General features: G+C 65.4%; 17 protein-coding genes. 12 read left to right on the forward strand and 5 right to left on the reverse strand.

The window, feature by feature from the left end; translation table 11 throughout:
• Positions 1-32 precede the first annotated feature (32 nt).
• The 4 genes from RT614_RS11990 to RT614_RS12005 all read left to right on the forward strand — a co-directional run bounded on the left by RT614_RS11990 (position 33) and on the right by RT614_RS12005 (position 4,413).
• Positions 33-1,250, forward strand: a complete 1,218-nt coding sequence (locus tag RT614_RS11990; RefSeq protein WP_313622331.1) for an ABC transporter substrate-binding protein — start codon at positions 33-35, stop codon at positions 1,248-1,250.
• A gap of 94 nt (positions 1,251-1,344) precedes the next feature.
• On the forward strand, positions 1,345-2,838 hold the full coding sequence (locus RT614_RS11995; RefSeq protein WP_313622332.1) for a CoA-acylating methylmalonate-semialdehyde dehydrogenase: 1,494 nt from the start codon (positions 1,345-1,347) through the stop codon (positions 2,836-2,838).
• Between the two features lie 96 nt (positions 2,839-2,934).
• Positions 2,935-3,879, forward strand: a complete 945-nt coding sequence (locus tag RT614_RS12000; RefSeq protein WP_008161940.1) for a CysB family HTH-type transcriptional regulator — start codon at positions 2,935-2,937, stop codon at positions 3,877-3,879.
• 210 nt (positions 3,880-4,089) lie between these two features.
• Positions 4,090-4,413 carry a DUF2325 domain-containing protein gene (locus RT614_RS12005; protein ID WP_035212827.1) on the forward strand — a complete coding sequence of 108 codons (324 nt, stop codon included), beginning with the start codon at positions 4,090-4,092 and terminating at the stop codon, positions 4,411-4,413.
• A 183-nt stretch (positions 4,414-4,596) separates the two neighbouring features.
• Here RT614_RS12005 and RT614_RS12010 read toward each other — a convergent pair whose 3' ends face one another.
• A complete protein-coding gene (locus RT614_RS12010; protein WP_313622333.1) occupies positions 4,597-5,256 on the reverse strand; it encodes a C40 family peptidase in 660 nt (219 codons plus the stop codon).
• Between the two features lie 249 nt (positions 5,257-5,505).
• On the opposite strand from RT614_RS12010, the gene RT614_RS12015 reads away from it, so the two are divergent.
• The 6 genes from RT614_RS12015 to ltaE all read left to right on the forward strand — a co-directional run bounded on the left by RT614_RS12015 (position 5,506) and on the right by ltaE (position 13,552).
• Complete coding sequence (locus RT614_RS12015) at positions 5,506-7,434, forward strand: propionate--CoA ligase (RefSeq protein WP_313622477.1); 1,929 nt, start codon at positions 5,506-5,508, stop codon at positions 7,432-7,434.
• Entirely contained in the window at positions 7,431-7,838 is a 408-nt protein-coding gene (locus RT614_RS12020) for a heme-binding protein (RefSeq protein ID WP_313622334.1), read from the forward strand. The genes RT614_RS12015 and RT614_RS12020 overlap by 4 nt, the downstream gene beginning before the upstream one ends.
• Positions 7,835-9,175 (forward strand): MFS transporter, encoded by a 1,341-nt coding sequence (locus tag RT614_RS12025; RefSeq protein ID WP_313622335.1) that lies wholly within the window; start codon positions 7,835-7,837, stop codon positions 9,173-9,175. The genes RT614_RS12020 and RT614_RS12025 overlap by 4 nt, the downstream gene beginning before the upstream one ends.
• A gap of 329 nt (positions 9,176-9,504) precedes the next feature.
• On the forward strand, positions 9,505-11,484 hold the full coding sequence (acs, locus tag RT614_RS12030; protein ID WP_313622336.1) for an acetate--CoA ligase: 1,980 nt from the start codon (positions 9,505-9,507) through the stop codon (positions 11,482-11,484).
• 168 nt (positions 11,485-11,652) lie between these two features.
• Complete coding sequence (locus RT614_RS12035) at positions 11,653-12,501, forward strand: DMT family transporter (RefSeq protein WP_409558457.1); 849 nt, start codon at positions 11,653-11,655, stop codon at positions 12,499-12,501.
• A gap of 40 nt (positions 12,502-12,541) precedes the next feature.
• Positions 12,542-13,552: a low-specificity L-threonine aldolase gene (ltaE, locus tag RT614_RS12040; RefSeq protein ID WP_313622338.1), complete on the forward strand. Its 1,011-nt coding sequence runs from the start codon at positions 12,542-12,544 to the stop codon at positions 13,550-13,552.
• An 18-nt stretch (positions 13,553-13,570) separates the two neighbouring features.
• Here ltaE and RT614_RS12045 read toward each other — a convergent pair whose 3' ends face one another.
• From RT614_RS12045 to RT614_RS12060, 4 genes are all read right to left on the reverse strand, one after another.
• On the reverse strand, positions 13,571-13,915 hold the full coding sequence (locus RT614_RS12045; protein WP_313622339.1) for an antibiotic biosynthesis monooxygenase: 345 nt from the start codon (positions 13,913-13,915) through the stop codon (positions 13,571-13,573).
• Positions 13,912-15,048, reverse strand: coding sequence for a cytochrome (locus tag RT614_RS12050; RefSeq protein WP_313622340.1), 1,137 nt, complete (start codon positions 15,046-15,048; stop codon positions 13,912-13,914). Before RT614_RS12050 ends, RT614_RS12045 begins: the two co-directional genes overlap by 4 nt.
• A gap of 71 nt (positions 15,049-15,119) precedes the next feature.
• Positions 15,120-15,971 carry an NAD-dependent epimerase/dehydratase family protein gene (locus RT614_RS12055; protein ID WP_313622341.1) on the reverse strand — a complete coding sequence of 284 codons (852 nt, stop codon included), beginning with the start codon at positions 15,969-15,971 and terminating at the stop codon, positions 15,120-15,122.
• Positions 15,972-16,042: 71 nt separating this feature from the next.
• Positions 16,043-17,689 (reverse strand): electron transfer flavoprotein-ubiquinone oxidoreductase, encoded by a 1,647-nt coding sequence (locus RT614_RS12060; RefSeq protein ID WP_313622342.1) that lies wholly within the window; start codon positions 17,687-17,689, stop codon positions 16,043-16,045.
• 113 nt (positions 17,690-17,802) lie between these two features.
• On the opposite strand from RT614_RS12060, the gene RT614_RS12065 reads away from it, so the two are divergent.
• Both RT614_RS12065 and RT614_RS12070 read left to right on the forward strand, forming a co-directional pair.
• Positions 17,803-18,252, forward strand: a complete 450-nt coding sequence (locus RT614_RS12065) for an acyl-CoA thioesterase (protein ID WP_313622343.1) — start codon at positions 17,803-17,805, stop codon at positions 18,250-18,252.
• 290 nt (positions 18,253-18,542) lie between these two features.
• Positions 18,543-19,241, forward strand: coding sequence for a CoA transferase subunit A (locus RT614_RS12070; RefSeq protein WP_313622344.1), 699 nt, complete (start codon positions 18,543-18,545; stop codon positions 19,239-19,241).
• Positions 19,242-19,251 lie beyond the last annotated feature (10 nt).

The raw sequence follows: 19,251 nt of genomic DNA on the forward strand, positions 1-19,251 counted from the left end.
AATCAGCGCATAAAAACTCAGGAGACAAATCCATGAAAGTGCACGCACGCGGAGTCGCCGCAGGCTTGTGTCTGGGCGCCGCATTGCTGGGTCAGGTTTACGCGGCAGACAAGCCGCCAGTGAAGATCGGCATTCTGACGGACATGTCCGGCACTTATGCCGGCATGGGGGGAGCGGGCTCGGTCGCGGCGGCCCAACTGGCCATCGACGACTGCCTGGCCGCCGAGTGCAAGGGCATGAAGATTGACCTGGTGTCCGCGGACAACCAGAACAAGGCGGACGTCGGCGCGGCCCGGGCTCGCGAATGGTTCGACCGCGACGGGGTCACCGCTATCGCCGACCTGACCAATTCCGCGGTGGCGCTTGCCGTGCAGGGCATCGCCCGCGAAAAGAACAAGGTGGTGATGTTTTCGGGGCCGGCCACCACGGCGTTGACCAACAAGGATTGCTCGCCCGTGGGCTTTCACTGGATGTTCGACACCTATTCGCAGTCCGCGGGCGGCGCCAAGGCCACCGTGCGGGCAGGCGGCAAATCCTGGTTCTTCATCACCGTGGACTATGCGTTCGGCCACTCGCTGGAGGCCGACACGGTCAAGGCCGTCAAGGCGCTGGGCGGCACGGTCGCCGGCAGCGTGCGGCATCCCCTGAACGCGCCCGATTTCGCGTCGTACCTGTTGCAGGCCCAGAGCTCCAAGGCGCAGGTCGTGGCGTTGGCCAATGGCGGCCAGGATACGGTCAACGCCGTCAAGCAGGCGCGCGAGTTCGGCATCGTCGCCGGCGGCCAGCGCCTGGTGTCGCTGCTGATCTTCCTGTCCGACCTGCGCGCGCTCGGCCTGGAAAACGCCCAGGGCCTGTCTTACGTGGACGGCTTTTACTGGGACTACGACGATGCCACGCGGGAATGGTCGACGCGCTTTGAAAAGGCCTTTCGCGGCCTGAAGCCCACCATGACGCAGGCCGGCGTTTATTCGAGCGTGCTGCATTACCTGCGCGCCGTGGCCGCCTCCAACAGCACCGACGGCAAAGTCGTCGCCGACAAGATGCGCGAACAGCCCATCAAGGATCCGATCATGCGCAATGCGTCGATCCGGCCCGACGGCCGCGTGATCCACGACATGTACCTGTACGAAGTCAAGAAGCCCGCGGACTCCAAGGGCGGCTGGGACTATTCGAAGCTCGTGGCCACCATCCCGGCGGCCGAAGCCTTCCAGCCCCTGGCCGATTCCACCTGCCCGCTGGTGAAGAAATAAGACCACGCGCCCGCGAAGGCTGGTGCGGGCGCGGCAAGATTCAAGAACGCGGAATTCCTTCCGCATCGACCAATGCAGTGTGAGGAGCATCAAAATGAGTGAAGTCCCCCGCGTACCGCTACTGATCGGCGGCAAGCTCGTGCAGTCCAAAACCACCGAATGGCGGGACGTGATCAACCCCGCCAACCAGGAGGTCGTTGCCAAGGTGCCTTTCGCCACGCGCGAAGAACTGGACCTGGCCGTCTCCAACGCCAAGGAGGCCTTCAAGACCTGGCGCAACAGCGGGCAGGGCGCGCGGATGCGCGTCATGCTCAAGTTCCAGGAACTGCTGCGCGCCAACACCGGCAAGCTGGCCGAGATGATTACCCGCGAGCACGGCAAGACGCTACCCGACGCCGAAGGCGAAGTGGGCCGCGGCCTGGAAGTGGTCGAACACGCGTGCTCGATCGCCAACCTGCAGCTGGGCGAGTACGCGGAAAACGCGGCGTCCGGCATCGACGTCTACACCCTCATCCAGCCGCTGGGCGTGTGCGCGGGCATCACCGCGTTCAACTTCCCCGTGATGCTGCCGTGCTTCATGTTCCCGATTGCCGTGGCTTGCGGCAACACCTTCGTTCTGAAGCCGTCCGAGCAGGATCCGACCTCGTCGCTATTCCTGGCTCAACTGGCGCTGGAAGCCGGCCTGCCTCCCGGCGTGCTGAACGTGGTCCACGGCGGCCCCGAAACGGCCAACGGTCTGTGCGAACATCCGGACATCAAGGCAGTGTCGTTCATCGGTTCGACGCGCGTGGGCACCGAGATCTACAACCGCGCATCGGCCGCCGGCAAACGCTGCCAGTCCATGATGGGCGCCAAGAACCACTGCGTGGTGCTGCCGGACGCGGACCCCGAAGTGGCGTTGAACCAGCTTCTGGGCGCGGCCTTCGGCGCCGCCGGCCAGCGCTGCATGGCCTCGTCGGTGGCCGTGCTGGTGGGCGAGGCGCGCAACTGGCTGCCCGACTTCGTCGAGCGCGCGAAAAAGCTCAAGGTCAACGCCGGCACGGACCGCGAAGCCGATCTGGGCCCGCTCGTTTCGCCCAACGCCAAGAAGCGCGTCGAAAGCCTGATCCAGAAGGGCGTGGACGAAGGCGCCAAGCTGCTGCTGGACGGCCGCAACCTGAAGGTGGCGGGCTTCGAGGAAGGCAACTTCGTGGGCCCGACGGTCTTTGACGCCGTGGCCGAGGACATGACCATCTACACCGAAGAAATCTTCGGACCGGTCCTGTGCTGCGTCGGCGTCGAAACGCTGGAGGACGCGGTGGCGTTCATCAACCGCAATCCCAACGGCAACGGCGTGGCGCTGTTCACGCAGGACGGCGGCGCGGCGCGCTACTTCCAGAACAACATCGACGTCGGTCAGGTCGGCATCAACGTGCCCATCCCCGTGCCGGTCGCGTGGTTCAGCTTCACGGGGTCGCGCGGCTCCAAGCTGGGCGACCTCGGGCCCAACGGCAAGCAGGCGGTCCAGTTCTGGACGCAGACCAAAACCGTGACCGCCCGTTGGTCCGCGCACGCCAAGACCGTCAACACCACGATCTCGATGCGCTGAAAAGGGGGGACGCCTTGCTCCTAAGCTTATACGAATAATTCATATAGCAAGGCGCTCTTATTACTTATAATTGGCCCGTCTATCAGGGGCCAATTAATGAACCTCCAGCAATTTCGTTTCGTGCGTGAAACCATCCGGCGCGACTTCAACCTTACCGAAGCCGCCCGGATGCTCTATACCTCACAGCCGGGCGTGTCCAAGGCCATCATCGAATTCGAGGACGAGCTGGGCATCAAGATCTTCGAACGGCATGGCAAGCGCATCAAGGGGCTGACCAAGCCCGGCCTGGCGGTGTCCCAGGTGATCGACCGCATCATGCGCGAAGTCGACAACCTGAAAAAAGTCAGCGACGAATTCGCGCGCCGGGACGAGGGCGGCCTCGTCATCGCGTGCACCCACACGCAGGCGCGGTATCTGCTGCCCCGCGTGATCCCGGCGTTCCGCAAGCAGTTTCCCAAAGTCCACCTGTCGCTGGCAGAGGGCAGCCCCGCCCAGCTTGCCGAAATGGTGCTGCATGAGCAGGCCGACCTGGCGCTGGCGACCGAGTCGCTGGCCCTGACCCCTGGCCTTGCGACCTTGCCCGTCTATGCGTGGGAACACACGGTCGTCGTGCGCCCGGACCATCCGCTGGCGGAACTGACTTCCAGCGCCGCCAAGCGCCTGTCGCTGGCGCAACTGGCCGAATATCCCATCGTGACCTACGACCGCGCCTTCACCGGCCGCAGCACGATCGATGAGATCTTCGCGAACCAGGGCATCCACCCCGACATCGTGCTCGAGGCCATCGACGCCGACGTGATCAAAACCTACGTCGACGTGGGCCTGGGCATCGGCATCATCGCCGGCGTGGCCTACGACCCGCGCCGGGACTCGAACCTGGTCGGACTGCCGGTAGGCCACCTGTTCGGCACGCACACGACCCGGGTGGGCGTGAAAGCTGGCGTCTTCCTGCGCGACTACGTGTACACCTTCCTGGAAATGCTGGCGCCGTCGCTGACCCGGGCCGTCGTCACGGACGCCGTGCAGGGCGCGCCCAAGTAACGAAAGCTCCGCTCTCTGCGGCAACAGGCGCGGCGTCCCGGTGACGCCGCGTTTTTTTTTGCGGGACAGGGCTGGACGGAAGGGGCGGGCGGCTATCCCTTTCCATAAGCTCATAAAAATAATTAAATAAGAACTGATCTCATTTGAGTTGACGAAAAAATAGGAATCATTATCATTACATCCAGGCTCAACGACCCAGTGAGGTTCATCATGACGGCAGGACTTAGTGCAGTGGTAGTAGGCGCCGACCGCCTCGGCAATATTCCCGATCTGCTCAAAGGACACAACATCTCGATCACGCACCACATCAGCGGGCGCGATCCCTCGCATCAAAAGAAGACCCTGCAATTGCCCTCGGGCACCCAACTGGTCATTTTGCTGACCGATTTCCTTGGCCATAACGTCATGAAGACCTTCCGCAACGCGGCGCAGCGTGGTGGCATCAGGGTCGTTGCTTGTCGCCGTTCCGTATGCAGCATGCAGCAGGCGCTGCAGCAGTGCGGCCTGTGCCCGCGCGCCGGCACCGTGCATTGATTCGACGCGTCTTGCCGCGCATGCACAGAAAACTGGGGAGGCCGTCACGGCCTGCGGCCTGAAAAGCCGCGAAGAGAAAAAACTGAAACGCCGCCGGACTGGAAAGTCCGGCGGCGTTTTGCATTCAGGGGGATGGCGCGCCGTTTGGCCCGCGTGCGACTATGGTGCCGAAGGGCGGCGCGGTCAGTTTGCCGCGCGGGCCGATGCCAACAGGCTGTTGTCCAGGCGGCGGGCGCCGTTGTAGCGTTTGGTCCAGTAGGCCATGGTCATGTTTTCGACACGCACCACGCCGCCGGCGCTGGGCGAATGCACGAAGCGATCGTCGCCCAGGTAGATGCCCACGTGGGAATAGCGGCGGCCCATCGTGTTGAAGAAGACCAGGTCGCCGGCCTTGAGTTCGTTCTTGGCGACGGAGATGCCTTGTCGGGCGATCTCGGCGGCATTGCGCGGAAGCTTCAGGCCCAGGGAACGTTCGGCCGAGTAAGCGACCAAGCCGCTGCAATCGAAACCGGTGTCGGGGGAGTTGCCGCCGAAGCGGTAGCGGATGCCCAGATGGTTCAGGGCCTCGCTGACCATGGCGTTGTCGCTGCCGACACCCGAAAGGGTGCGCTGGCGTTCACGCTTGAATTTTTGCACCACCAGCATTCCGATGGGGTCATCGGAGGTGGCTACCCATTCCATTTCGTACGGATCGATCTCGGACGTATGGGCGGTTGACTTTTGACTAGTACTGGCGCAACCCGCAAGACCCGCGACGCATGCAACCAGCGCGAGCATGCGCAGACCGCGCTTTGCCTGGCCAGTGGATGAATTGAATCGCGCGAGTATGGAGTGTCGATGCATTCGCCTGGGGATGATCAGCCGATGACGACACGAACCCAGGCATTAGCCGGGGATCAGGCCGAAATGTCAGCAAAATCAACAATTGTGTGCAACTTCGCGGGGATTCTACCAAACTTTTAAGGCCGATTCGTGACGTAACGGCCCTAAATATCCATGCAGCGTGGACATCTGGAAGAATTTTTTGACTTGCGGCAAGCCTCGTGCAAGGTTTGCCTACCAGAATGACCGAAAAGATTTGACAAGAAATCAATCAGCCTTAAGGCCTATGAACAATACCAGGAGACAAACATGCAAAGAACCCGGGATTTCCAGTATCGCTCGGTTCACGATCGCGACGCGTTCTGGCGCGAGGAGGCCACGCGCATCCATTGGGAAACGCCTTTCGAGTCTGTGCTGGATTTTTCTCGACCGCCATTCGCCAAGTGGTTCGTTGGAGGCCGCACCAATCTTTGCTACAACGCGGTAGACCGCTGGCTGCCCACGCAGGCTGACAAACCCGCCCTGATCTGGGTGTCCACCGAGGTGGACCAGGAGCGCATCTACACGCGCCAGGACGTCTACGAAGAGGTCAACGCCGCGGCCGCCATGCTGCGCGAACTGGGCGTCGGGCGCGGAGACCGCGTGCTGCTCTACATGCCCATGGTGCCGGAAGCCGTGTTCACGATGCTCGCCTGCGCGCGCATCGGCGCCGTCCACTCCGTGGTGTTCGGCGGCTTTGCTTCCGTGAACCTGGCCCAGCGCATCGACGATGCCGAGCCCAAGGTGATCGTCTGCACGGATGGCGGTTCGCGTGCGGGCAAAGTGGTGGCCTACAAGCCGCTTTTGGACCGGGCGCTGGGGCTGGCCAAGTCGCCGCCGTCGTCCGTGGTGGTGTTCAACCGGGGCCTGTCCCCCTTCGAGCCCGTGGCGGGACGCGACCTTGACTACGCCACCTTGCGCGAACGCCATCGCGGCGCCCGCGTGCCGGTCGAATGGCTGGAATCTTCCGAGCCCAGCTACATCCTCTACACGTCCGGCACGACGGGCCGACCCAAGGGCGTGCAACGCGACACGGGTGGTTACGCGGTGGCGCTGGCGTCGTCCATGGAATACCTGTTCGACGGCCGCCCGGGCGACACCTATTTCTGCACCAGCGACATCGGCTGGGTGGTGGGACATTCCTACATCGTCTATGGCCCGTTGATCGGCGGCCAGGCCACCATCCTGTACGAAGGGACGCCCGTCCGCCCCGACGGCGCGATCCTCTGGAAGCTGGTCGAGCAGTTTGGCGTGAACACCTTGTTCTCGGCGCCTACGGCAGTGCGCGTGCTCAAGCGGCAGGACCCGGCGCTGCTCAAGCAGCACGACCTGTCCACGTTGCGGGCCGTGTACCTGGCGGGCGAACCGCTGGACGAGCCGACCGCCCAGTGGATTTCCGAGGGGCTGGGCAAACCCATCATCGACAACTACTGGCAGACCGAATCGGGCTGGCCGATCCTCTCGGCGCAGCCTGGGGTCGAAAAAGTGCCCACGCGTTTCGGCAGCCCGTCGTTTCCGGTCTATGGGTTCGACGCGCGGATCGTCAGCGAATCCACCGGCGAAGATCTGGGGCCGGACGAGAAGGGCGTGGTGGCCATCGTGCCGCCGCTGCCGCCCGGCGCGATGTCCACCATCTGGGGCGACGACGAGCGCTTCGTTCAAACCTATTTCACATCCATCCCGGGGCGGCAGGTGTATTCCACGTTCGATTGGGGGCTGGTGGATCCGGACGGCTACTGGTTCATCCTGGGCCGCACGGACGACGTGATCAACGTGGCCGGTCACCGGTTGGGCACGCGGGAGATCGAGGAATCGGTCAACAGCCACAGCGGCATCGCGGAGTGCGCGGTCGTGGGCGTTGCGGACCCCTTGAAGGGGCAGGTGGCCATGGCATTCGCCGTGCTGAAGAATCCCGCTGGCGCCGACACGCCGGAAGGGGCAAAGCAGCTGGAAGGCGATATCATGCGGCTGGTGGAGGAACAGCTGGGCGCGGTCGCAAGGCCGGCCAGGATACGGTTCGTGGGCGCACTGCCCAAGACCCGTTCCGGCAAAGTGCTGCGCCGCGCGATCGTCGCGGTATGCGAATCGCGCGATCCCGGCGACCTCACCACCATGGAAGACCCTAACGCCCTCGAACAGATCAAGGAGTCACTGCAATGAAAACCAAACCCGTGCTGAGCGCCGACGACGTCAAGAAGATCCTGGCCGCGGCCGAAGCACACGCCTTGCAGAACAAATGGGCCGTCACCATCGCGGTGACCGACGATGGCGGCCATCTGCTGGGCATGCTGCGCCTGGACGACGCGGCTCCCATCTCGTCGCACATCGCGCCCGCCAAGGCCAAGACGGCCGCGTTGGGCCGCCGCGAATCGCGCGTGTACGAAGAGCTCATCAACAATGGCCGTTACTCGTTCCTGTCGGCGCCGCTGATCGAAGGCATGCTCGAGGGCGGCGTGCCTGTCGTGGTTGAAGGCCAGGTCGTCGGCGCCGTGGGCGTCTCGGGCGTGAAGTCGACCGAAGACGTGCAGATCGCGCAAGCAGGCATCGCCGCGCTGGGCCTATGAGCCAGGCGCTGCCGCCGGAAACGCCGGCAGGCGTTTCCGCGCACGACGTCGGGGGAACGGACACAGGTCCGCTGAACCCCGGCGTCGCCAAACGCGAAGTCTTTGCCTGGGCCATGTACGACTTCGCGAACTCCGGCTACACCACCGTGATCCTCACGGCGGTCTTCAGCACCTATTTCGTCGGCGTGGTCGCCGCACGCGCGACGTGGGCCACACTGGCCTGGACGTCGGCGCTGTCGCTGTCGTACCTGATCATCATGCTGACCATGCCCACCTTGGGCGCCCGCGCTGACGCGCGTGCCGGAAAGCGGCGCCTGCTCTATACCAGCACGATGGGCTGCGTGGCGGCCACCCTGGTGCTCACTCAGGCCGGGCCGGGCGATGTCTGGCTGGCGCTGGCCGCCATCGTCGTATCCAACTACTGCTATTGCGTGGGCGAATCCGTGGTTGCGGCGTTCCTGCCGGAACTGGCCAGGCCGCAGGCGCTGGGGCGCGTGTCCGGGTGGGGCTGGAGCTTCGGCTATTGCGGCGGAATGCTCACCCTCGGGCTCTCGCTCGTCGTGGTGACGCTGGCCGAGGCGCGCGGCGCCACGGCGGAACAATTCGTCCCCTGGGTCGTCGTCGTCACGGCATCCGTCTTTGCGCTGGCCGCGCTGCCGTCCTTTTTCATGCTGCGCGAACGCGCCCGGCCGCAGCCGGGTAATCCGGCCGCGCTGCACATGCTCAGGCGGCTGGCCTTTGCGTGGCGCGAGACCGGACTGCATTTTCCAGAGTTCCGGCGTCTGCTGATGTGCATCGCCTGCTACCAGGCGGGCATCTCGGTAGTGATCACGCTGGCGGCCGTCTATGCGGCCGAAGTCATGGGCTTCACCACGCCGCAGATCATGCTGCTGGTGTTCACCGTGAACATCGGTGCGGCGGCGGGCGCGTTCTCCTTCGGCTACGTGCAGGATCGCATCGGCCACAAGCCGGCGCTGGCCATTACGCTCGTCGGCTGGATCGTAATGGTGCTGGTGGCCTATGCGGCCGTGACGGCGCCGGTATTCTGGGTTGCCGCGGCGTTGGCCGGGCTGTGCATGGGCACCACGCAGAGCGCGGGCCGGGCCATGACCGGCGCGCTGGCGCCGCCCGGACGGCTGGCCGAGTTCTATTCGCTATGGACCTTCGCCGTGCAGCTTGCCGCCGTGATCGGACCGCTGACCTACGGCCTGGTGACGTGGGTCACCGAGGGCAACCACCGCTTGGCCATTCTTGTCACCGGACTGTTCTTCGTTGGCGGACTGGTCCTATTGTCGCGGGTGGACATGAAGGGCGGCCTGGCCCGCCGGACCGCCTGAATGCGGGATACGCCAAGCCTCTGGCGACTGCTATCCTTATGGACTGCCCCGCGCCGCGGCACCAACCCTGCGGCGGCGCGCGCTGATTGCTTGGCATTGTTGGCGCACCGCAAGCCGGTGCGTCGTTGGCTTGTGCATGCTGCCCGGTCGGCGCCTTTTGGCGTCTTTTTGCCCCCGACCGGCGTCGATGCTTCGTTGCGCGCCGCGCAGAAGCGCGGGCTCCGGCCCGCATTTTGCGTAAGGTGCCCGTAAGAGCGCGGCGATACGGTTGCAGGTGGGTAATAAAAAAGCAGCATAAACAACAGAATCACCGATTGGAGACAAAGATCATGTCGAACGCCATTGAGTCCGTACTGGTGGAAAACCGCGTGTTTCCGCCGCCCGAGCGCGCCGCGCAGGGCGCCGCGATTCCCAGCATGGACGCCTACAACGCGCTGTGCGCACAGGTCGAGAACGACTTCGACGGATTCTGGGCCAGGCAGGCCCGCGACAACCTGCAGTGGACCAAGCCCTTCACGCAGGTCCTGGACGAGTCCGATGCGCCGTTCTACCGCTGGTTTGGCGACGGCGAACTGAACGTCTCGGCCAACTGCCTGGACATCCACCTGACCAACGGCAACGCCGACAAGACCGCCATCATCTTTGAATCCGATGACGGCAAGGTCGACAAGATCAGCTATCGCGAACTGCTGGCCCGCGTGTGCCGTTTCGCCAATGGGCTGGCCGCGCTGGGCTACAAGAAGGGCGACCGCGCCATCATCTACATGCCCATGTCGATCGAAGCCGTGGTGGCCATGCAGGCGTGCGCGCGCCTGGGCGTGACGCACTCCGTGGTGTTCGGCGGTTTCTCGGCCAAGAGCCTGCAGGAACGCATCGTCGACGTCGGCGCGTCGCTTGTCATCACCGCCGACGAGCAAGTCCGCGGCGGCAAGACGATCCCCCTCAAGCCCGCGGTTGAAGAAGCCATTGCCATGGGCGGCTGCGAGGCCGTCACCAAGGTCATCGTGTACCGCCGTACCGGCGGCAAGCTGCAATGGAACGAAGGCCGCGACCTGTGGATGCATGACGTCGAAGCCGGCCAGCCGGATACCTGCGAGCCGGTGCCGGTCAATGCGGAGCATCCCCTGTTCATCCTGTACACGTCCGGTTCCACCGGCAAGCCCAAGGGCGTGCAGCATTCTTCGGCGGGCTACCTGCTGTGGGCGCTGCTGACCGTCAAATGGACCTTCGACGCCCGCAAGGACGACGTCTACTGGTGCACCGCCGACGTGGGCTGGGTTACCGGCCACACGTACATCACCTACGGTCCGCTGGCCGCGGGCCTGACGCAGATCGTCTTCGAAGGCGTGCCCACCTACCCGAACGCCGGCCGCTTCTGGGACATGATCGCCCGCCACAAGGTCACCACGTTCTACACCGCGCCAACCGCGATCCGCTCGCTGATCAAGGCGGCCGAGGCCACGCCCGAGGCGCATCCGCAGAACTACGACCTGGACAGCCTGCGCATCATCGGCACGGTGGGAGAGCCCATCAATCCCGAGGCCTGGATCTGGTATCACAAGAACGTGGGCCGCGAGCGCTGCCCCATCGTGGATACCTGGTGGCAGACGGAAACCGGCGGCCACATGATCACGCCGCTGCCGGGCGCCACGCCGACCAAGCCGGGTTCCTGCACGCTGCCCTTGCCGGGCATCGCCGCGGCCATCGTCGACGAAACCGGCGGTGACGTCGAAAAGGGCAATGGCGGCTTTCTGGTCATCAAGCGCCCGTGGCCGGCCATGATCCGCAACATCTGGGGTGATCCCGAGCGCTTCAAGAAAAGCTACTTTCCGTCCGAATTGCGCGGCTATTACCTTGCCGGCGACGGCGCGCAGCGCGACGCGGACGGCTATTTCTGGATCATGGGCCGGATCGACGACGTCCTGAACGTGTCGGGCCACCGGCTGGGCACGATGGAGGTCGAATCGGCGCTGGTTGCGCACGAAATGGTTGCCGAGGCCGCCGTCGTAGGCCGCCCCGACGACACGACGGGCGAAGCCGTGGTTGCCTTCGTTGTGCTCAAGCGTTCACGTCCGGAAGGCGAAGAGGCCCAGGCCATCGCCAAGCAGCTGCGCGACTGGGTGGCCCGCGAAATCGGCCCCATCGCCAAGCCCAAGGACATCCGCTTCGGCGACAACCTGCCCAAGACGCGTTCCGGCAAGATCATGCGCCGGCTGCTGCGCGTGGTGGCCAAGGGCGAGGAAGTCACGCAGGACGTGTCCACGCTGGAGAACCCCGCCATCCTGGACCAGCTCTCCAAGCCGCTGTAAGCGCATCAGGCCGGACCTTGCCGGCCATTTGCAGCGCGACAGGCGCATAATGTCTACGCCCGTGCCGGCATGTTGCGGCACGGGCGTCGTCTTTCCTGATCACCCCTTTCACCAAGCGGAGCCACACCCGTGAGCAGCAGCAGTTTCGATCGCGCAGGGCTTGCCCTGATGTTCAGCACCATCCTGGTCTGGGCGGGCAGCTGGATCGCGATGAAACTGATCGTGCCTTACATCGGCCCGTTCGATTTCGTGGCGCTGCGTTATGTGGTGGGCAGCCTCGTGCTGTTCGCCCTGGCGATCGCAACGCACCGGCGGCTGACGATGCCGCCCTGGAAGCTGACCCTGCTGATCGGCCTGACGCAGACCGCCGGCTTTCAGGGATTCGTGCAGACGGCGCTGGTGTCGGGCGGCGTGGGCAAGGTGTCGCTCATGGCGTACACCATGCCGTTCTGGGTGATCCTGTTCGCGTGGTGGCTCCTGGGCGAGCGCCCCACGGCGCGCCATACGGCCGGCATCGTGCTGGCTGCCATCGGACTTGTCTGTTTTGTTGAGCCCTGGAATGGTCTTGGCGACATCCGCCCCGTGCTGCTGGGCCTGGGCAGCGGCCTGTGCTGGGGCGTGGGCACCGTGTTGTCCAAGCGCATGTTCGATCGGTATGCCCCCGATGTGATGACGTTCACGGCCTGGCAGATGCTGTTCGGCGGCCTGGCCATGGTGCCGGTGGCCTATCTGGTGCCGCAGATGACGGCCCAATGGGACTGGCCGCTCTGGACCGGCATGACCTACATTGTGCTGATCGCCACGGCGGCAGGCTGGCTGCTGTGGCTGCAGGTGGTGCGGCGTGTGCCCGCGTCCATCGCCGGCCTGTCCAGCCTGGGCGTGCCCGTCGTGGCCATGCTGCTGGCGTGGGCGATCCTGTCCGAGCGGCCCACGCCGGTCGAACTGGGCGGCATGGCGCTGATCCTGGCCGGCATCTGGGTGGTGAGCCGCGCCGCGCCTGCGGCGAACGCCGACTGACTTTTACTGACGACCTTCTCTTGTTTCCCTGGAATTTCCCATGATCGATCTGCGTAGCGATACCGTCACCCGACCCAGCGCCGCCATGTTGCAGGCCATGACCAGCGCGCCGCTCGGCGACGACGTGATGGGCGACGACCCCACCGTGATCCGCCTGCAGGAAACGCTGGCCGAACGCACCGGCAAGGCCGCCGGCCTGTTCTTTCCGTCGGGCACCCAAAGCAATCTGGCCGGGCTGATGGCGCACTGCGACCGGGGCGACGAATACCTCGTGGGCCAGCTTGCGCATACCTACAAGTACGAAGGGGGCGGGGCGGCGGTGCTGGGCAGCATCCAGCCGCAGCCGATCGAGCACGCGCCGGATGGATCTCTGCCGCTGGAAAAGCTGGCGGCGGCGCTCAAGCCCAAGGGCGATCCGCATTTTGCGCGCACGCGCCTTTTGGCCCTGGAGAACACCTTCCACGGCAAGCTGATACCTGCGGCCTACATCCAGGCCGCCACGTCCTGGGCACGCGAGCACGGTCTGGGCACGCACCTGGACGGGGCGCGCGTGTTCAACGCGGCGGTGGCCAGCGGCAAGCCCGTCGCGGACCTGTGCCAGCCCTTCGATTCGGTGTCCATCTGCTTTTCCAAGGGCCTGGGTGCGCCAGTGGGGTCCGTGCTGGTGGGCAGCGAAGAACTGATTGCCCGCGCCCGCCGCTGGCGCAAGATGCTGGGCGGCGGACTGCGCCAGTCCGGCGTGTTGGCGGCAGCGTGCCTGTATGCGCTGGAGCACAACGTCGACCGCCTGGCGCAAGACCACGAGAATGCCCGTCTGCTGGCGGAAGGGCTGCGCGGCATCGCCGGCGTGAAGGTGCTTGGCCAGGACACCAACATGGTGTTCGCCGAATTCGAACCCTCGCGCTGCGACGCGCTCACCGCTTCGCTGGCCAAGGAAGGCATCCTGATGCGGGCGGTGTACGGCGGCCCGACTCGCCTGGTGACGCACCTGGATGTGTCGGCCGAGGACGTGCGCCGGGTGGTTGAAGCCGTGGGCCGTTTGTTGCGCTGACGGCCAGTTCGGAGGCGCTCAGCCGTGCCGGTCGCGACTGTCCGCCGGCGCCTGGGCGCGTTCCTTCATTCCGTAGTCGCGCAGCACCTGCGCGACGCGCAGCCGGTAATTCTGGAACACGCCACCGCGCCCGGCCTCCTGGGCGCGGCGGTGCGATTCCAGCGATCGCCACCGTTGCACCGCTTCCTCGTCCCGCCAGAAAGACAACGACAGCAGCTTGCCCGGCGTGGACAGGCTCTGGAAGCGCTCGACGGAAATGAATCCGTCCACGGCGCGCAGCTCTTCGATAAGGCCGGCGGCGATGTCCAGGTAGGGCGCGGGGTCGCCATGGGCGGGCTCGACTTCAAATATCACGGCAATCATGGGTTGCTGTCCTCAAGAAAATCAAACTGGGGCACGCGCGCGTTGGGTAGCGGGCGATAGCGGAATCTGGCCGCCAGCGCGGTCGCGTCAACGCCTGCGTGCAGCAGGTGCATGAGCGCGTTGGCGGCATGGCGGATTGCCAAGTCGCTGCCGGGGCAGGCGTGTCCATGCGCGCCGAAGGTCCATCCGGCGCCAGGTTGGACGGCGGCGGCCGCCGCAAGCACCAGCAGCACGGTCTGGCCGGCTTCAATGCGCTGTCCGCCGATATCGGCGGCTTCGGCCATGAAACGGCGGGTGTTGTGCAGCGGCGGATCGTGACGCAAGACGTCTTCGATCAGCTCCCGGGCGACGTCACCCGTCGGTTGGGCGCACGCACCGCGCCGCCCGGCCATGAGCAGCGCGTTGCCGAGCAGCCCGGCGCCCGCCTCACAGGACTGGAACAGCAGGCCCGCCAGATTGGCGGCCAGCACGCCGGGAGCGATGCCCGCCAGCGCCGCGTCAGCGCTCAGCGTGCGCATCGCCGGCGCAGCTTGCGGGCCGGCCAGGTGGGACTCCAGCCGGGCTTGCAGACGCTCGGCGGCGGCATGGGCGGCGGCGGTTCGGTCAGGACCCGCATTGGGCGGCAGCGCGGACAGAAAATCAGCGATATCCGTCGCGCAGTCGGCATGAACTGTTTCGGGCAACCCCAAGAACGCCGCCTGGGCGTGGACGGGCGCGGCGTACAGGTAGCGGTCGACGCCGGCGGCGTTTTGCGGCGCGGGGGGAAGCCAGGTCGGTGTTTCCAGGGCGGGCTGCTGCTGCTGCTGCTGCTGCTGCTGCTGCTGCTGCTGCTGCTGGATGAACGCCGCAAGCAGGGTCTTCAGGCGCGCATGCGACGCGCCGTCGTTCATGCGCACGAATCGGCCGAACATGTCGCCGGCTGGGCCGGGGCACAGGCCCGGCGGCACCGGTTGCGCGACGGGTCGGACGCGGGCGGCGGGATGGCGCAACACAGCAGCGATGGTGTCGGGATGCGCGGCGATCCAAAGGTCGAGCGCCGCGTCCCGGTACAAAGGCCGGCCTTGCGCCAGCGCGGCGTAGTACGGATACGGATCGGGATGGGTGACGGCGTCAAGGGGATGGGCGGGTTGCATGGCGCTCGCAGGTAGTGATCTGGGCGCCAGTATCCGCCACCCCGCCAGCCAACGATTCGGCCTCGGTCGAACTATGCCTGCGACGCGCCGGCCTCCGCCAGCAACGCGGCATAGCCCGCGCGTGAGTCCGGCCACTGCAGCGTCAGGCCGCTGGCGCGCAGCCGCGCGTTGCTGAGCTTCTTGCTGCCCACGTTGGCTGGCGCGGGCGCGACGCGCGGCGCCGCCGCACCGATCAGCCGGGCAAGGTCCGCGTACAAGACATGCAGGGGCAACGGCGTATCGTCGCAGCCGATATACACAGCTTCGACCTTCGGCAGGAGCGCAAGGTGGACCACTGCCGCGGCGGCATCGTCGATGTGGATGCGATTGGCCCAGTGCTCGGGCTCGACCGGCGCGCCGGCGGCTCCGCTGCGCAGCCGTTCGATCAGCTGCATGCGACCGGGTCCGTACAGACCCGCAAGCCGCAGGGCGGTCGACGAGACGGGCTGCGCCGCCAGCGCAGCCTCGGCCTCGAGCAACACGCGCCCATTGAAGCCCTGCGGCGCAGGCGGCGTGTCTTCAGTCACCCAGTCGCCGTGGTGTTCGCCGTACACCGCGCTGGATGACACGAACACAATGCGTTGGAGCGCCGAGGCATCCAGCGCCTGCAGGACGTTGCGCAAACCGTCGACGAACACGCCGCGGTAGGCATCGGGATCGCGCGCGCCGGGAGAAGGCAGATGGATCAGCCGCGTCACGCCCTGCGGCAACGCGGGCAGCGAGTCCGGACGCGTGATGTCGCCCCGCAGCCAATGGATGCCGCTGTTGTCGTCGGCCGGAGGATTGCGGCGCAGGGCGTAAACGGTGTCGCCCCGGGCCAGGAAGCGCCGCGCCACGCGCTGGCCAAGGTCGCCGCAGCCAATAAGAAGTACGCGTTCGCTCATGGTGTCGTTCCCGAGGGTGGAAAAAAAAGCGCCCCACGGGGCGCCTTAAGGCGGGCGCGGACGCCCGGGAATCACATGCCGCTGTAGACCGGACCTTCGCCGCCTTGCGGAGCCACCCAGACGATGTTCTGCGTCGGGTCCTTGATGTCGCAGGTCTTGCAATGCACACAGTTCTGCGCGTTGATCTGCAGGCGGTCCTCGCCGTGGTCGTCCTTGACGAATTCGTAGACGCCGGCCGGGCAGTAGCGCGCTTCAGGGCCGCCGTACTTGGCCAGGTTCACCTTCACCGGTACGGTGGGATCCTTCAGCGTCAGGTGGACGGGCTCGTTCTCGTCGTGGTTGGTGTTGGAGATGAACACCGAGCTGAGTTTGTCGAACGTGAGCTTGCCGTCGGGCTTGGGATAGTCGATGCGCGCGCATTGCGACGCAGGCTGCAGACAGGCGTGGTCGGGCTTGTTGTGGCGCAGCGTCCAGGGCATTTTGCCCTTGAACAGCAGTTGTTCGATGCCGGTCATCAGCGTGGCGATCGTGCGGCCCTTCTTGAACCACTGCTTGAAGTTGCGCGCCTTGTTCAGTTCGGCGTGCAGCCACGAGGCCTCGAAGGCCTTGGGGTAGGCGGTGAGCTCGTCCTGGCGGCGGTCGGCGGCCAGGGCGTCGAAGGCGGCTTCGGCGGCCATCTTGCCCGACTTGATGGCGGCGTGGCTGCCCTTGATGCGCGAGGCGTTCAGGAAGCCGGCTTCGCAACCGACCAGCACGCCGCCCGGGAACGTCAGCTTGGGAAGCGCCAGCAGGCCGCCGGCCGTGATGGCGCGGGCGCCGTAGGCGATGCGCTTGCCGCCTTCGAAGGTGCCGCGGATGGCGGGGTGCGTCTTGTAGCGCTGGAATTCGTCGAAGGGCGACAGCCAGGGGTTGGCGTAGTCCAGGCCGACGATCATGCCCACGGCCACCAGATTGTTGTCCAGGTGATAGAGGAACGAGCCGCCGTAGGTGTCGGCATCCAGCGGCCAGCCGGCGGTGTGGACGACCAGGCCGGGCTTGGACTGCGCCGGATCGACTTCCCACATTTCCTTGATGCCGATGCCGTACGACTGCGGATTGCGGCCGTCGTCCAGCTTGTAGCGTTCGATGAGCTGGCGGCCGAGCTGGCCGCGCGCGCCTTCGCCGAACACGGTGTAGCGGGCATGCAGTTCCATGCCGGGCTGGTAGTGGTCGGTGTGGGTGCCGTCGCGTGCAACGCCCATGTCGCCCGTGGCCACGCCGCGAACCGCGCCGTTTTCGTCGTACAGGATCTCAACGGCGGCAAAGCCGGGGAAGATGTCGACGCCCAGCGCTTCTGCCTGTTCGCCCATCCACTTGACGACGTCGCCCAGGCGGACGATGTAGTTGCCTTCGTTGTGGAAGCACTGCGGCAGCAGCCAGTTCGGCGTGGCGCGCGCGCCCGTTTCGGACAGGAACAGGAACTTGTCCTGCGTGACGGGCACGTTCAGCGGCGCGCCTTTTTCTTTCCAGTCGGGGATGAGCTCGGTCAGCGCCAGCGGGTCCATGACGGCGCCGGACAGAATGTGCGCGCCCAGTTCCGCGCCTTTTTCAAGGACGCAGACGCCGATCTCCTGGTTCTTTTCAGCGGCCAGCTGCTTCAGACGGATTGCGGTGGCCAGGCCGGCGGGTCCACCGCCAACCACGACCACGTCATATTCCATCGACTCGCGTTCAGACATTTGCAAAGCTCCCCGTATGTATTCCATATTTGGCTGGAAGTATTATCGGCGATTGTATTGCAGGCGGAGGTCGAGTATGCCTTCGCATTTCTTTTAGCCATCAGGAGTAATCGGTGAACCCGGACAATCTGTCTGCGCGGCTTCTTGCGGTGGGCGATACCCATCAACTTGAATTGCCGCTGCGCTGGGGCGATTCAGACGCCCTGAATCATCTGAACAACACGCTGTATTTCCGCCTCATGGAAGAGGCCCGCATGCAGATCCTGTATCGCGCCGGCTTTGAGCTGCCCGCCGACAATGGCGCCATCCTGGCCCATGCCTCGTGCGATTTCCTGCGTCCGTTGACCTACCCGGCCACGGTCCGCGTCACGCACAAAGTGACGCGCATCGGCCGCTCCAGCGCCGAGTTCGAACTGCTGCTCGATAAAGTGGGCGACGACGCCGGCCCCTACGCGCGTGGCCGCAATGTCCTGGTGTGGATGGACTACGTGGCCAATACGTCCGCCCCGTGGCCGCCCGAGGTCCTGGCGCAGATGGCTACGCAATTCACGCCGGCTGCGTAAGCAGCATCAGGGCGCGCGCGCCGCGGGCCCGCCAAAATAGCGCGTGCTTTGGCCGGGCATGCCGGTAAAATCTAGCGCAAAATCAGAAAAGCAATGAGGGCGCGCCACCCTCGGCGCTGCCGCCCAACGGAAATCCGGCCCTGCCGCGATGCCCGCAAAGCGTGCGCCGGCAGCCGCGCCCCAAGGAAAGACAGGGCTTGCCCCGATATTCCCGGCCATTCACGGGATTCCCGCACAAGAAGCGGCGGGGCGGGCTCACTTTGGTTAGACCTTAACTAGGAGTTGGAGCGATGGACAAGGTTTATGCAAGCGCCCAGGAAGCGCTGGCAGGCATCGTCAAGGACGGTCAGATGATCGCCGTGGGCGGTTTCGGCCTTTGCGGTATCCCCGAGGCACTGATCGCCGCGCTGCGCGATTCGGGCGTCAAGGATCTCACCTGCATCAGCAACAATGCGGGCGTCGATGGTTTCGGCCTGGGCCAGTTGCTCAATACGCGCCAGGTGCGCAAGATGATCGCGTCGTACGTGGGCGAGAACAAGGAGTTCGAACGCCAGTACCTGTCGGGCGAACTCGAGCTTGAATTCACGCCGCAGGGCACGCTGGCCGAAAAGCTGCGCGCTGGCGGCGCCGGCATTCCGGCGTTCTTCACCCGCACCGGCGTGGGCACCATCGTGGCCGACGGCAAGGAAATCCGTGAATTCGACGGCCATCAGTACGTGATGGAGCGTTCGCTGGTGCCGGACGTGTCGCTCGTGAAGGCGCACATCGCCGACCGCAGCGGCAACCTGGTGTTCCGCAAGACGGCCCGCAACTTCAATCCGAACGTCGCCATGGCGGGCAAGTTCACGGTGGTCGAGGTCGAGGAAATCGTCGACACCGGCAGCCTGGATCCGGACCAGATCCATCTGCCCGGCATCTATGTGCAGCGGATCGTGCTGAACACGACCCCGGAAAAGCGCATCGAACAACGCACCACTCGCCCGGCCTAAGGAGAACACG

The sequence above is a fragment of the Achromobacter sp. genome, assembly GCF_032102605.1.
Classification (GTDB): Bacteria; Pseudomonadota; Gammaproteobacteria; order Burkholderiales; family Burkholderiaceae_B; genus Achromobacter.

Coding starts and splice junctions, on each gene's coding strand:
- RT614_RS11990 (WP_313622331.1), top strand. CDS start 33: ATGAAAGTGCACGCACGCGGAGTCGCCGCAGGCTTGTGTCTGGGCGCC.
- RT614_RS11995 (WP_313622332.1), top strand. CDS start 1,345: ATGAGTGAAGTCCCCCGCGTACCGCTACTGATCGGCGGCAAGCTCGTG.
- RT614_RS12000 (WP_008161940.1), top strand. CDS start 2,935: ATGAACCTCCAGCAATTTCGTTTCGTGCGTGAAACCATCCGGCGCGAC.
- RT614_RS12005 (WP_035212827.1), top strand. CDS start 4,090: ATGACGGCAGGACTTAGTGCAGTGGTAGTAGGCGCCGACCGCCTCGGC.
- RT614_RS12010 (WP_313622333.1), bottom strand. CDS start 5,256: ATGCATCGACACTCCATACTCGCGCGATTCAATTCATCCACTGGCCAG.
- RT614_RS12020 (WP_313622334.1), top strand. CDS start 7,431: ATGAAAACCAAACCCGTGCTGAGCGCCGACGACGTCAAGAAGATCCTG.
- RT614_RS12025 (WP_313622335.1), top strand. CDS start 7,835: ATGAGCCAGGCGCTGCCGCCGGAAACGCCGGCAGGCGTTTCCGCGCAC.
- acs (WP_313622336.1), top strand. CDS start 9,505: ATGTCGAACGCCATTGAGTCCGTACTGGTGGAAAACCGCGTGTTTCCG.
- RT614_RS12035 (WP_409558457.1), top strand. CDS start 11,653: ATGTTCAGCACCATCCTGGTCTGGGCGGGCAGCTGGATCGCGATGAAA.
- ltaE (WP_313622338.1), top strand. CDS start 12,542: ATGATCGATCTGCGTAGCGATACCGTCACCCGACCCAGCGCCGCCATG.
- RT614_RS12045 (WP_313622339.1), bottom strand. CDS start 13,915: ATGATTGCCGTGATATTTGAAGTCGAGCCCGCCCATGGCGACCCCGCG.
- RT614_RS12050 (WP_313622340.1), bottom strand. CDS start 15,048: ATGCAACCCGCCCATCCCCTTGACGCCGTCACCCATCCCGATCCGTAT.
- RT614_RS12055 (WP_313622341.1), bottom strand. CDS start 15,971: ATGAGCGAACGCGTACTTCTTATTGGCTGCGGCGACCTTGGCCAGCGC.
- RT614_RS12060 (WP_313622342.1), bottom strand. CDS start 17,689: ATGTCTGAACGCGAGTCGATGGAATATGACGTGGTCGTGGTTGGCGGT.
- RT614_RS12070 (WP_313622344.1), top strand. CDS start 18,543: ATGGACAAGGTTTATGCAAGCGCCCAGGAAGCGCTGGCAGGCATCGTC.